Annotated in this window: 12 protein-coding genes; 7 read left to right on the top strand and 5 right to left on the bottom strand. The window is 72.1% G+C overall.

Features of this window, described 5'->3' with window-relative positions:
- Positions 1 to 717 precede the first annotated feature (717 nt).
- The gene (locus OG866_RS40055) at positions 718 to 1,341 is read left to right on the top strand and encodes a LysE family transporter (RefSeq protein WP_329342453.1); all 624 of its coding nucleotides are present in this window, start codon (positions 718 to 720) and stop codon (positions 1,339 to 1,341) included.
- 227 nt (positions 1,342 to 1,568) lie between these two features.
- On the opposite strand, the gene OG866_RS40050 is transcribed toward OG866_RS40055, so the two are convergent.
- Positions 1,569 to 2,015, bottom strand: coding sequence for a nuclear transport factor 2 family protein (locus tag OG866_RS40050; protein ID WP_329342452.1), 447 nt, complete (start codon positions 2,013 to 2,015; stop codon positions 1,569 to 1,571).
- A 157-nt stretch (positions 2,016 to 2,172) separates the two neighbouring features.
- On the opposite strand from OG866_RS40050, the gene OG866_RS40045 reads away from it, so the two are divergent.
- Positions 2,173 to 2,622, top strand: a complete 450-nt coding sequence (locus OG866_RS40045; protein ID WP_329342451.1) for a nitroreductase family deazaflavin-dependent oxidoreductase — start codon at positions 2,173 to 2,175, stop codon at positions 2,620 to 2,622.
- 91 nt (positions 2,623 to 2,713) lie between these two features.
- On the opposite strand, the gene OG866_RS40040 is transcribed toward OG866_RS40045, so the two are convergent.
- Positions 2,714 to 3,628, bottom strand: a complete 915-nt coding sequence (locus tag OG866_RS40040) for a cation diffusion facilitator family transporter (RefSeq protein ID WP_329342450.1) — start codon at positions 3,626 to 3,628, stop codon at positions 2,714 to 2,716.
- A gap of 269 nt (positions 3,629 to 3,897) precedes the next feature.
- Here OG866_RS40040 and OG866_RS40035 point away from each other — a divergent pair, with 269 nt between their 5' ends.
- Positions 3,898 to 4,926 (top strand): glutathione S-transferase family protein, encoded by a 1,029-nt coding sequence (locus tag OG866_RS40035; RefSeq protein ID WP_329342449.1) that lies wholly within the window; start codon positions 3,898 to 3,900, stop codon positions 4,924 to 4,926.
- Between the two features lie 23 nt (positions 4,927 to 4,949).
- A complete protein-coding gene (locus OG866_RS40030) occupies positions 4,950 to 5,258 on the top strand; it encodes a DUF4235 domain-containing protein (RefSeq protein ID WP_329342447.1) in 309 nt (102 codons plus the stop codon).
- A gap of 32 nt (positions 5,259 to 5,290) precedes the next feature.
- Here the strand turns inward: OG866_RS40030 and OG866_RS40025 are convergent, their stop codons facing one another.
- From OG866_RS40025 to OG866_RS40015, 3 genes are all read right to left on the bottom strand, one after another.
- Positions 5,291 to 5,683, bottom strand: coding sequence for a VOC family protein (locus OG866_RS40025; protein WP_329342446.1), 393 nt, complete (start codon positions 5,681 to 5,683; stop codon positions 5,291 to 5,293).
- Between the two features lie 79 nt (positions 5,684 to 5,762).
- Positions 5,763 to 6,227 carry a pyridoxamine 5'-phosphate oxidase family protein gene (locus OG866_RS40020; protein WP_329342445.1) on the bottom strand — a complete coding sequence of 155 codons (465 nt, stop codon included), beginning with the start codon at positions 6,225 to 6,227 and terminating at the stop codon, positions 5,763 to 5,765.
- 51 nt (positions 6,228 to 6,278) lie between these two features.
- Positions 6,279 to 6,998: a TetR/AcrR family transcriptional regulator gene (locus OG866_RS40015; RefSeq protein WP_329342443.1), complete on the bottom strand. Its 720-nt coding sequence runs from the start codon at positions 6,996 to 6,998 to the stop codon at positions 6,279 to 6,281.
- A 126-nt stretch (positions 6,999 to 7,124) separates the two neighbouring features.
- On the opposite strand from OG866_RS40015, the gene OG866_RS40010 reads away from it, so the two are divergent.
- The 3 genes from OG866_RS40010 to OG866_RS40000 all read left to right on the top strand — a co-directional run bounded on the left by OG866_RS40010 (position 7,125) and on the right by OG866_RS40000 (position 12,227).
- Complete coding sequence (locus tag OG866_RS40010) at positions 7,125 to 8,642, top strand: APC family permease (protein ID WP_329342442.1); 1,518 nt, start codon at positions 7,125 to 7,127, stop codon at positions 8,640 to 8,642.
- 10 nt (positions 8,643 to 8,652) lie between these two features.
- Positions 8,653 to 10,338: an amidohydrolase gene (locus OG866_RS40005; RefSeq protein ID WP_329342441.1), complete on the top strand. Its 1,686-nt coding sequence runs from the start codon at positions 8,653 to 8,655 to the stop codon at positions 10,336 to 10,338.
- Positions 10,339 to 10,520: 182 nt separating this feature from the next.
- Complete coding sequence (locus OG866_RS40000; RefSeq protein WP_329342439.1) at positions 10,521 to 12,227, top strand: hypothetical protein; 1,707 nt, start codon at positions 10,521 to 10,523, stop codon at positions 12,225 to 12,227.
- Positions 12,228 to 12,229 lie beyond the last annotated feature (2 nt).

Here is a 12,229-nt window from a genome sequence, read left to right as displayed (position 1 = left end):
CGGGGCGGGGCCCGGCGGGGGCTTCGGTGGAGGACGGGGCCGGCCTCCGGGGACGGCCGGGGCTCCGGTGACAACGGGGCAGGCCTCCGGTGAGAACGGGGCGCGCCTCCAGGGACGGCCGGGGCTCCAGTGAGGGCAGGGCAGGCCTCCGGGGACGGCCCGGGCTCCGGCGACGACGGGGCAGGCCTCCGGTGAGAACGGGGCGCGCCTCCAGGGACGGCCGGGGCTCCAGTGAGGACAGGGCCGGCCTCCGGGGACGGCCCGGGCTCCGGCGACGACGGGGCAGGCCTCCGGTGAGAACGGGGCGCGCCTCCAGGGACGGCCGGGGCTCCAGTGAGGACAGGGCCGGCCTCCGGGGACGGCCGGGGCTCCGGCGACGACGGGGCAGGCCTCCGGTGAGAACGGGGCGCGCCTCCAGGGACGGCCCGGGCTCCAGTGAGGGCAGGGCAGGCCTCCGGGGACGGCCGGGGGCTCCAGTGACGACGAGGCGCGCCTACGGGAACGACCAGGCGGGGCCGGCTTCCGGCACGGGCCGGGCGGGCTTCCGGCGACTGCCGGGCGGGGCTGTGGCGAAAACCGGTTGTGGGTGGGGGCGGCGGGGCCGCAGAATCCCGCCATGCCTACGACCTACGCCTTTCTGCCGCTGACCGCCGCCGCCATGCCGGTGCGGTTCCAGCAGCAGTCCGGCCGTCCGGAGGGGCCGACACCGCTCACGTCGTGACCGGGGCGCTCGTCGCGGGGCTGCTCGCGGGCTACGGCATCGCCATGCCCGTCGGCGCGGTCGCGACCTACCTCGTCTCGCTCACCGCCCGCACCACCCTGCGCACCGGGGTCTGTGCCGCGCTGGGCGTCGCCACTGCCGACGGGCTGTACGCGCTGGTGGCCGCGCTCGGGGGTACCGCCCTCGCCGCCGCGCTGCGTCCGGTGCTCGGACCGCTGCGCTGGGCCTCGGCCCTGCTGCTGCTCGCGCTGGCGGTCCGGGGCGCGGTCACCGCCGTACGCCAGTACCGCGGCCGTCGGCTCGCCACCCGCGCCGATCCGCCTCCCCCGAGCCCCGCCCGCGCCTACCTGGCACTGCTCGGGATCACCCTGCTCAACCCGACCACCGTGATCTACTTCGCCGCCCTGGTGCTCGGTACGCGGACCGCGGACGCGGTGCGGCCGATGGAGCAGGGCGTGTTCGTCCTGGCCGCCTTTGTCGCGTCCGCGAGCTGGCAGGTCCTGCTGGCCGCCGGCGGGGCACTGCTCGGCCGGGCACTGACCGGACGGCGCGGGCGACTGGTGACGGCACTCGTGTCGAGCACGGTGATCATGGCTCTCGCGGTCCGGATGATGGGGTGAACGGGCGGCCCGCGCACAGCCGCTCAGGGCGCGGCGGTCCGGGTGGCCGCGCAGTCGGTCGGAGGCCGCAGGCCGGTGGGTGACGGCGTGTACGGTGCTGCCACGGCCGGACGGTCAACAGCGCACAGGCCGGACGGATGACGCCGCGAATGGGCCGACCCCGCAGCCGGTCAGGGCGCGTGGGCCTGGCCGATGGTGGGCGTGGGGCCGGTGGTTCGCGTTGCTCGTCAGGGTGTGAAGGCGCGGGACACGGCGAGGCTGTCCTCGTAGACGTGGTGGCGGACGATCAGCCCGTCCTCGACTGTCAGGTGCAGCGCGAACCTGGCGCGATAGGGGCGTCCGGTGGCCCGTGCCGTCTGCCGGATCTCGCCGAGGACCACCGCGTCGGCGCCGTCGACGAGGACGCGCTCGATCTGTGTGTCCGCCTGCTCGGGGACATGGTGGGCGGCCAGTTCCCGGTAGTGCGCGGCGGCGTCCGCGCGGGTGGAGCGGTGGCGGATCCACGGGGTGGCGGCGTGGCCGTGCTCGTCCTCGGGCCAGTCGAGCTTCCAGTCGCCGTGTTCGGCGTACAGCTCGGCGATCCGCTCCGGGTCGCCCTGGCCGATGCGTCGCAGCAGTTCCGCGACCACGGAACGGGTCGCGATCTCGGCGGTGGCGGTGGCAGTGGTGGTCATGGGTACTCCTCCCCTTTCGACGGTTGCCACTGTGCCCCGCGGGGGCCGAGCGAGGCGATTACCTCCGAGGTCATCGCGGAGCGGATGAATCCGCGGGGTTCCGGTGTTGTGGACCGTGCAGTGAACCGTGGGACACGACGACGATGGGATGGATTTCATGCCTCTCGAGGGCGAGTACGAGCCGAGTCCGACCGGGTGGGTGCGCGAGCAGGTGGAGTTGTACGAGAGCTCGGGCGGCACCGAGGGGACGACCCTGCTGGAGACCGGGATGCCCGTGATCCTGCTGACCACTGTGGGCGCGAAGAGCGGAAAGATCCGCAAGACCCCGCTGATGCGGGTCGAGCACGAGGGCCGGTACGCCGTGGTCGCCTCGCAGGGCGGAGCCCCCAAGCACCCGGTCTGGTACCACAACCTCAAGGCCGACCCCCGCGCGGAACTCCAGGACGGACCCGAGAAGTGGGACATGTCCGCGCGTGAGGTGACCGGCGCGGAGAAGGCGGAGTGGTGGGAGCGGGCTGTGGCGGCCTATCCCCCGTACGCGGAGTACCAGGAGAAGACGGACCGCGAGATCCCGGTCTTCGTGCTGGAACCCGCCGCCGAGCACTGAGCGAGCGGCCCGGAGAAGATCTCGCGAAAAGGAACTCGCGAAAAATCTTGAGACCGGGCGCATGAAGCCCCCTCGGCCGGGCACCTGTGCGTCAGGCCCCGCCGCGCTCCCCCGTCGCGGCGGGGCTTTCGTCTGCCTCGCCCGCGGGCCGGTCGGTGATGTCGAGGAAGATCTGGTCCGTCTCGGCGAAGGTGTCGGCGACGGAGCGCTTGATGCGTACGGCGACCTCCTCGACCTGCTCGCTGTCCAGGCCCGGCACGAGGTCGACGCGTGCGGCCACCAGGACCGATTCCAGCCCCGTCTTCATCGTGAACAGCGCCTCCACGCTGTCGATCTCGGGCTGCTCCTGGAGCAGCGCCCGGATCCGCCCGCTGGTCTCCGTGTCGACGGCCTCCCCGATCAGCTGGTCGCGGGCCTCCCGGCCGAGCCGATAGGCCACGTAGACGAGCAGCGCCCCGATCGCCAGCGACGCGGACGCCTCCCACACGACCTGCCCGGTCACCATGTGCAGAGCCATGCCGGCCATGGCCAGGCTGACGCCCAGCACCGCCGTGCCGTCCTCGGCGACGACCGTGCGCAGCGCCGGGTCGCGCAGGCCGTCGCCCTTCCCGCCCTGCCCGTGCGTCTGGTAGAGCGCCCGCACCAGCGACGCGCCCTCGGCGAGGAAGGCGACACCGAGGACGACGAGCCCGGCGACGTATCCGCTGAACTTCTCCTCGGCTCCGTTGCGCAGTGCCTCGACGCCCTGGAAGAAGGAGAAGCAGCCGCCCATGACGAAGATCCCCACCGCGGCGAGGAGCGACCAGAAGAACCGCTCCTTGCCGTAGCCGAAGGGGTGACGTGTGTCGGCGGGTCGGCGGCTGCGGCGCAGCGCGGCCAGGAGGAAGACCTCGTTGAGGCTGTCGGCGACCGAATGTGCGGCCTCCGACAGCAGGGCCGGGGAGTGCGCGATCAGACCGCCGACCGCCTTGGCGACCGCGATGACCAGATTGGCGACGAGCGCCACGAGGACGGTGACCCGCGTTCTGCGGTCCGCTTTCCGGGTTGGTGCCGCGTTTCCCGGTGGTTGCGGCGACGCCGGTGGTGATGCCTCTGGTGAGGCCGGTGGCGATGCCTGTTGTGGTGTGTTCAGGGGTGCGTTCGATGTTGCGTTCGAATGTGTCCCGCTCACCTTCGCCGACTGCCCCGACTGGCGGGGCTCACACGCCGAAATCGGGGAACGCGGTCACCAGACACCCGCACGGCGACACGGCACGGCACAAGCAGGGAGGCGGCATGAGTGGCTCGGACGGAGGCAACAGCGCGTACGGGAACCGTACGTTCCAGCGCTCCAAGGCCCACTTCACGGACCGGATCACCACGGACGGCCGGGACGGCTGGCCGGTGGAGCCCGGCCGCTACCGTCTGGTGGTCAGCCGGGCCTGCCCCTGGGCGAGCCGGGCCCTGGTCTCCCGGCGGCTGCTGGGCCTGGAGGGCGTCCTGTCGCTCGCGGTGGCCGATCCGATCCAGGACGACCGCAGTTGGCGCTTCACCCTCGATCCCGACGGCCGTGACCCGGTCCTTGGCATCCGCTACCTCAGCGAGGCCTACGACCGGCGGGAGAGCGACTACCCGGGCGGGGTGAGCGTGCCCGCGATCGTGGACGTGCCCAGCGGGAAGCTGGTCACCAACGACTACCAGCAGCTCACCCTCGACCTCGCCACCGAGTGGCGTGCCCTGCACCGGGACGGCGCCCCGGATCTGTATCCGCTTGCGCTGCGCGACGAGATCGACGCGGTGATGGCGGACGTCTACGAGGACGTCAACAACGGTGTGTACCGGGCCGGGTTCGCCACCGAGCAGGCGGAGTACGAGGCCGCCTGCTCGGCGGTGTTCCGACGGCTCGAGCTGCTGGCCCGAAGGCTCGCCCGGCAGCGCTATCTGGTCGGGGACACGATCACCGAGGCCGACATCCGGCTGTTCACCACGCTGGTGCGCTTCGACGCGGTCTATCACGGCCACTTCAAGTGCAACCGCTGGAAGCTGGCGGAGAACGAGGTGCTGTGGGGGTACGTCCGGGACCTCTACCAGACGCCCGGTTTCGGTGACACGGTCGACTTCGACCACATCAAGCACCACTACTACCAGGTGCACACCGGCATCAACCCCACGCGGATCGTGCCGCTCGGACCGGATCTGTCGGACTGGCTGACCCCGCACCACCGCGAGGAGCTGGCCGGCCGGCCGTTCGGCGACGGGACACCGCCGGGCCCACCGCCGCCGCAGGAGCAGGTGTCACCTCAGGGCCGGCCCACACCGGCGTAGCAGAACGGACGAAGGAGAGACTGATGGCCAAGAAGAACAAGAAGAAGATGAAGCTCCCCCTGGCCTACAAGCCTCTTGGTTTCGTGCTGGGTTGGTCGAGCGGGGCGTTGGCCGGGGCCGCGTTCCGCAAGACGTGGAAAGTGATCCGGCACGAGGACGACGCGCCCGACGCCCTGGACCGCAACCGGGGTTGGGGCGAGATCCTGCTCGCGGCGGCCGTACAGGGCGCGATCTTCGCGGTGGTGCGCAGCGCGGTGGACCGCACGGGCGCGAAGGCCATCGAGCGGTCCACCGGGGTCTGGCCGACCGACGACGACGGCGGCCGTGACTGACGCTGCGTCAACTCTGCCTGGTCGCCCCGTCGTCAGCCCAGCTTGGGCGCCGTCGGGGTGACCCGGCGCAGGGTGAAGGAGTGGCCGGCCGGGTCGGCGTAGCCGCGCTCCTCGAACGGGCCCGAGGCGTCCTTGGTCTCCAGTGGACGCCCGCCGAGCCCGATGACCCTGCGCTCCGCCTCGTCCAGGTCGTCGACGACGAAGTCGAGGTGGGCCTGGAGGGCGTTCTCGGGGCGCGGCCAGCTGGGCGGAGTGGCGTTCATGTCCCGGCGGAACGCCAGCCGCATCCCCTCCGAGCCCCTGATCTCCACGCGGTTGGCGGTCGCGTCCGTCTCCTCGCCCTCCAGCAGCTCCTTGTAGAACCCGGCGAGCTTCTCCGGCTCGGCGCAGTCGAGCACCACGACGCCCGCTTTCACCAGTGCCATGTCTCCTCCGTACGGTCCGGGGCGCGGGGCGTTCGTGCCCCGCGGCCCTGTACCTCACGGATATCCCGGTCCGCCGGGTTCAGTCGGCGATCAGCCACTCACCGTCCCGCATCAGTTCTCGCCCGACGAGTTCATCGGCCTCGTGCCAGGCCTGGATCCGCACCGGGCGGACCCTGAAGTACTCGTACGGGGTGGACAGTTGACGCGGGTCGAAGCCGGTCTTGGCCGCGAAGCGGTCGCCGTCCTCCTCGGACAGTTCGGCGAGCGTGATCGTCTCGACGGTGCCCTCGATCATCGTGACGTCCCTGGTCGGTCCGATGCCGAGCCGGGTGCGGCCGGTGGTGCGCAGATTGCGTCCGGTGGGGCTCTTGGCCGGGGTCGCGAGGAGCAGGGTGGCGCCGTTCCAGAGGAAGGAGAGCGGGGTGAGGAACGGCAGCCCGCCCGCGGCGTCGGCCGTCGCGACCCAGACGTCCTCGTCGTGCTCCAGGCGGTGCAGGGTGTCGAGCTTCCGCTGTTTCGCGGGACGTGCGGGCGGGTTCGTCATCGCCGGTCGGTCTCCTGAACTCATGGGGAACGGACGGGACCAGTCTCGCGGTCAGAGAGCCGCCTCGTCCTGGATCTCCGCGAGCCGGGCCGCCGCCGCGCCGAGCAGCAGGTCCAGCGCCGTCGGGTAGGAGCTGCGCGGCATGTCGGCGACGAGGTGGCGGGCGGTCGCGGCGATGTGCGGGTGGGTGCCGGCGGGCAGTCGGGCGTACGTGGCCCGCCATACGGCCGTCGCCGCCTCCCGGGCCGGTTTCGGCAGCGCGGTGCTCGCCGAGTCGAGGGCGGCGAAGGCGAGCGCCTGGTCGACGAAGGCGTGGTAGATCCGCACCGCCTCGGCGTCGGGGAACCCGGCACGACGCAGCACGCCGAGGATGGTCTCCACGGCCTGGATCTCATGGTCGCGCCCGGTGACCCGGTGCGAGCTGAGGACGGCGGCCCGGGGGTGGGCGAGCGCGCCGGCGTGCATGCGCAGGCCCAGGTCCCGCAGGTCGGCCCGCCAGTCTCCGGTGGGCCGCCAGGTGCGCAGGGTGTGGCCGATCAGCTCGTCGGCGACGGCGAGCATGAGGTCGTCGGTGTGCCGGAAGTAGCGGTACAGGGAGCTGGGGTCGGCGCCGAGGGCGCGGCCGAGGCGGCGCACGGAGAGGGCCTCGGCGCCGTGCTCCTCGATCAGCCGGAGGGCCGTGGCGACGATCAGCTCCTCGGACAGCACGACACCCTGTTTGGTGGGGCGTCTGCGCCGCCGGGCGTCGGGCGGGACGACACGTTCGCTCATGGCATGCCTCCGTGGGCCGGATGCCCCGACCTTACGACAACACCGTTGACCTGTTAACCCCGCGGACAGTTTCATGTCGCCTCACCGGGGCCGACCAGGCCCCCCGGTGCGAGCGGAGACGCGGCCATGCCCGACCACCAGCCCTCAGTGAGACCGCCCGGCGGAGAGCCCTCCGCCGGATCGACCCTGCGCAAGTCCCTCGGCGTCCTGGACGGCGTCGCCATCGCCGCCTCCAGCACGGCCGCGACCACCAGCATCGGCATCGGCCTCGGTGTCACGGCCGGGGTCGTCGGACTGCATCTGCCGGCGATCATGCTCCTGGCGTTCCTGCCGGTCCTCGGCATCGCCGGCGCGTACGCCCGCCTCAACCGCGTCGAGCCGAACGCCGGCAACGGCTATGTGTGGGTGGGCCGTTCGCTCACCCCCTGGCTGGGTTTCCTGGTCGGCTGGGTGAACATCGTGGCGACGGTGGCGTTCCTCGCCTACACCACCGCCGTCACCGGCTCGGCCCTGATCCAGCTGGCCGGGGACGCCGGAGTGCACCGGCTGGCCGGCCTCACGCTGGACCCGGGCTCCACCGCCCAGACGACACTCCTCGGCGTCGTGGTCCTCGCCGCGGTCACCCTGACCGCCGTGACGGGCGTACGGACCGCGGCACGCCTTCAGGCCGGGCTGCTGGTCTTCGAGTACGTGGTCCTGCTGGGCTTTTGCGCCTACGGCATCGTCACCGGCCCGCACGCCTTCAGCTGGAGCTGGTTCGACCCGTTCGCGATCCCGTCCGCGACCGCGCTGGCCCAGGGGCTGCTGCTGTCGGTGTTCTGCTACTGGGGCTTCGAGGCCGCGTTCAGCGTCTCCGAGGAGGTCCGCGACCCCCGGGACGCCTCCCGGGCGGGCCTGACGACGCTGTTCACGATGCTCGGACTGTTCCTCCTCGGCTCGATCGCCTTCCAACGCGTCCTGTCCGAACAGGAGTTGGCCGGGCACGGCGCCGAGGGCCTGGCGTTCTTCGGGGACCGGCTGGCCTCGCAGCCGCTGGCCGCGCTCCCGTTGGTGGCGCTGATGTTCTCGGCGGTCGCCTCGCTCCAGGCCGGGGTGATCCCAACAGCCCGGGGGATGTTCGCGATGAGCCGGGACCGTACCCTCGGGCCGGTGTGGTCCAAGGTCAGCCGCCGGTACGGCACTCCCGCCGCCGGGACCGTGCTGATCGGCGCGCTGGCGGCCGGGGTCGCGCTCCTCGCCCTGGTCATTCCCCGGCTCGCGGACATGATCATGGCGACGGTGAGCGCCATCGGCATCGTGGTGGCCCTGTCGTACGCGCTGACCGCCCTCGCGGCCGCCGTGCGTTTCCGTTCGCTGCTGCGCGAGGACTGGCGTGAGGGCGTACGGGCCGTGGTGCTGCCCACGCTCAGTGCGCTGACCCTGCTCGGTCTCGGCGGATATCTCGGCTGGTCCTTCTACACCTCCACCGATCACTTCGCACTCCGCGCGGACAACGGCTGGTTCCTGCTCAGCACACCGCTGGCGATGATCGCGTCCGGCTTCGTGGCCGCGGCATGGGCCAAGTGGGTGCGCCGGTCGGCCTACTTCCACACCGGCAGGGGCACCGACGCGGACGCGCCCCGCCTGATCCCGACACCCCACTAGGAAACGGACCATGTACGCAGACCTGCTCTTCACCGGCGGCCCCGTCCTCACCCCCGAAGGTCGCGAGGGAACCAGAGGTCCCGAGGGCCCTGGGAGTTCCGGGGGCCGCAGCGCCACCGCCGTGGCCGTCACCGGCGACCGCATCACCGCCGTAGGAGGGGACGAGGTCCTGGAGCTCCGGGGGCCGCGGACCGAAGTGGTCGACCTCGCAGGGCGGTTGCTGCTGCCGGGCTTCCAGGACGCGCATGTGCATCCCGTGCCGGCCGGACTGGAACTGACCCAGTGCGATCTCACCGGGACGCGGACGGCCGCGGAGACCGTCGCCGCCGTGCGCGCGTACGCCGACGCGCATCCCGAGCGGGAGTGGATCACCGGCGGCGGCTGGTCCATGGAGGCGTTCGAGGGCGGCACGCCGACGAAGGAGCTGCTGGACGCCGTCGTCCCCGACCGGCCCGTCTATCTGCCCAACCGCGACCACCACGGCGCCTGGGTCAACAGCCGCGCCCTCGCGTTGGCCGGCATCACCCGCGACACGCCCGACCCGGCCGACGGACGGATCGAAAGGGACCCCGCGGGCTCGGGCGAGCCGAGCGGCACCCTCCAGGAAGGGGCGATGCAGCTCGTCGGACGCCTCGCTCCCCCAGCCACGCCGGCCGACCGGCTCGCCGCCCTGCTGCACGCCCAGCGCCATCTGCACACGCTCGGCGTCACGGCCTGGCAGGACGCGCTCGTCGGGGACTTCCTCGGCATGGACGACCCGGCCGAGGCGTATCTGACGGCCGCCCGGGACGGCTCGCTGACCGCGCGTGTCGTCGGCGCCCTGTGGTGGGACCGCGAGCGCGGGGCCGAGCAGATCCCCGAACTCGTCGAGAAGCGGGCCGCGTTGAGCCACGGCCGGTTCCGGGCGGGCACCGTCAAGCTGATGCTGGACGGGGTCGCCGAGACCGGGACGGCGGCGCTGCTCGACCCGTACCTGGACAAGTGCGGCTGTGCCACCGCCAACCGGGGCACCAGCTTCATCGACCCCGGTCAGCTGCCCAAGTACGTCACGGAGTTGGACGCGCTCGGCTTCCAGTGCCACTTCCACGCCCTGGGCGACCGTGCCGTACGGGACGCGCTCGACGCGATCGAGGCCGCGCGCATCGCGAACGGACACAGCGACACGCGACCCCACCTGGCACATCTTCAGGTGGTGCACCCCGACGACGTGCCGCGCTTCGCCAGGCTCGGCGCCACCGCCAACATCCAGCCGCTGTGGGCGGCGCACGAGCCGCAGATGGACGAGCTGACCATTCCCTTCCTAGGGGCCGAACGGGCCGCGTGGCAGTACCCGTTCGGCGCGCTGCTGCGCTCCGGCGCCACGCTCGCGGCGGGCAGCGACTGGCCGGTGAGCAGCCCCGATCCGCTGGAGGGCATCCATGTCGCGGTGAACCGGGTGGCACCGGGAGCGGACGGCGCGCCCGTCTTCCTGCCCGCCGAACGCCTGGGACTCGCCGAGGCGTTGACCGCCTACACGGCGGGTTCGGCCCATGTGAACCACCTCGACGACACCGGCCGGGTGCGCGTGGGGGCGCTGGCGGACCTGGTCGTGCTGGACCGCGACCCGTTCGCCGCTGGGCCCGAGGGGATCGCGGACACGCGGGTGGCGCTGACGTACGTGGGTGGCGCGCGAGTGTACGCAGCTCAAGGGGCTTGAGCAGTAACGGAGATCACGGCCGGGTCACGGTGTAGATCATTTACGCTCTGGGAAGCCTCGTTCCGCTTCTCGTTTCAACTTTCGTTTCACGAAGCTGAGTTCGAGTGCATGGGCGGTCTCCCCCTGGACCGCCCTTCCCAGGGGTGGGGGGGTTCTGCGCGCCGTTTCCCGAAAGGATCCACATGCCTCAGGCCGTCACGTCCGACCTCCCCTCCGACACCCCCGCCGGCCGGCACCGCCCCACGGAGGCGGGGGACGCCCTGACCCGCCTCCTGGTCGAACACATCAAGGGGATCACCGAGCAACACCGCGATTCCCAGAGCTCCGTTCAGCACCGGCTGGACGCTCTCCGCTCCCCGCACCCCGGCACCACGCTGCGGGTGGAGGGAGCCCTCCACCTGGCGCGGCCCGCGTTCCTCCCTCCCGACGAGGAGGGGCAGGCGAGGCTGGCCCGTCTCGACGCCGGGCTGCGCGTGATAGAGGCGGCCTTCCCCCAGGTCGGCACCGACGCCGAGATATGCCGGCTGACCTGCACGATGCTGGAAGGGGCCTGGCGCAGCCGCGCGCTCGCCCCGCCGCATGCGCAGGAGCGGACGACCGCCTGCGCCTGCGCGCTGTGCCGCCGGCTGCCCGTACCCCCCGCCCGCACGCTGGACGACTACGGCTGGCGGCAGAGCGCCGGGCGTCCCCTCGCCGTCAAGACCTGGCCGTACCGCCGGGAGCTGGACAGCGTGCTGACCGGTGGCTGGTCCTGGACCCGGCAGATGAACGACCTGGAACACGACCTCGGCCACCGCCACCGCTTCGAGGACGACATCCTCGTCTTCCACGAGTACAAACGCGTGGTCGACACCATCGACACGACCCGCCTCACCCAGCTCATCGAAGGCCGCCTGGCGGAGAACTTCAGCACCAACACGGCGCGGGCCCTGGTCGCCGGACTCTTCGCGGCCCACAAGCGGTCCGTGGACGAGTACTGGCTCCAGCAGCACGGCGCGGGCACCGTCACGCTTCCGCAGACCAACCCGCTCAGCCACAGCACCTATTCGGCCCTGCAAATGATGGACTGCCTGTTCTGGCACGTCGCGCCCGACACCGAGCTCTGGCAGGAGGAGAACCTCGCCTCGCTGCTGCTGTGCCGCGTCATCGACGACATGGCCGACGTCCGGGCCGACGCGCTGACCGGCGAGATCAGCAACTTCTGGCTGGCCGACCTGCCCGGTCACACCAAGGCGCTCTACGCCGCCTGTGCCATGGCCATCGTCAAGTACGGCTGCACGCCCGAGGCACACGAGCCGATGTGGAACACCTGGCTGATGACGACGACCATCGTCTGGATGGGGCTCACGGGCCGCCACGCCCTGTGGTTCGACGGCATCACCCAGGGCCTCCCCCCGGCCGAGGCGTGCCCGCTGTGCGACCTACAGCCCAACCCCTGCACCGGCATCCTCACCGAGGGCACCACCCTCACCGTCGCCCCGCGGGCCACCGTACCGGCGCTGAGCGCCAGGACCGCCGAGCTGTCCGCCCGCTGCAAGGCCCAACACCCCCGGGCATGGCCCCTGTTCGACGCCGAGCTGCACGCCTTCGAGGCGGTGCACGGACCCTGGTCCGGCGATGTCGACAACGCGTGGGAGATCCTGCGCCGCACCTACATCGCCGGCGTGGAGGCGTCCATGGCCGCGGCGTCCACGGACCGCGCCCGTGAGGTCCAGGTGGACGCCGGCGTGGTCGGTGCCGAGCGGTTCCATGCCCTGCACGACCCCGGGACCGGCAGGGAGGACATCGCGCTGCTCGCCTACATGTTCGCCTGCGCCCACCCGCACTTCCTCTGGAACGCCACGGGGTACGTGCCCACGGACGTGGCAGGCGACTGGCTCGACGGCTGACC

This window comes from Streptomyces sp. NBC_00663 (genome assembly GCF_036226885.1).
Taxonomy (GTDB): domain Bacteria; phylum Actinomycetota; class Actinomycetes; order Streptomycetales; family Streptomycetaceae; genus Streptomyces.
The sequence above is the reverse complement of the archived record's forward strand: the minus strand, read 5'-3'. Positions and strand labels throughout refer to the sequence as shown.

Excerpts from the sequence above, each read along its gene's own strand:
- OG866_RS40030 (WP_329342447.1), top strand. The coding sequence starts at position 4,950 with ATGGCCAAGAAGAACAAGAAGAAGATGAAGCTCCCCCTGGCCTACAAG.
- OG866_RS40045 (WP_329342451.1), top strand. The coding sequence starts at position 2,173 with ATGCCTCTCGAGGGCGAGTACGAGCCGAGTCCGACCGGGTGGGTGCGC.
- OG866_RS40050 (WP_329342452.1), bottom strand. The coding sequence starts at position 2,015 with ATGACCACCACTGCCACCGCCACCGCCGAGATCGCGACCCGTTCCGTG.
- OG866_RS40010 (WP_329342442.1), top strand. The coding sequence starts at position 7,125 with ATGCCCGACCACCAGCCCTCAGTGAGACCGCCCGGCGGAGAGCCCTCC.
- OG866_RS40020 (WP_329342445.1), bottom strand. The coding sequence starts at position 6,227 with ATGACGAACCCGCCCGCACGTCCCGCGAAACAGCGGAAGCTCGACACC.
- OG866_RS40000 (WP_329342439.1), top strand. The coding sequence starts at position 10,521 with ATGCCTCAGGCCGTCACGTCCGACCTCCCCTCCGACACCCCCGCCGGC.
- OG866_RS40025 (WP_329342446.1), bottom strand. The coding sequence starts at position 5,683 with ATGGCACTGGTGAAAGCGGGCGTCGTGGTGCTCGACTGCGCCGAGCCG.
- OG866_RS40005 (WP_329342441.1), top strand. The coding sequence starts at position 8,653 with ATGTACGCAGACCTGCTCTTCACCGGCGGCCCCGTCCTCACCCCCGAA.
- OG866_RS40015 (WP_329342443.1), bottom strand. The coding sequence starts at position 6,998 with ATGAGCGAACGTGTCGTCCCGCCCGACGCCCGGCGGCGCAGACGCCCC.
- OG866_RS40035 (WP_329342449.1), top strand. The coding sequence starts at position 3,898 with ATGAGTGGCTCGGACGGAGGCAACAGCGCGTACGGGAACCGTACGTTC.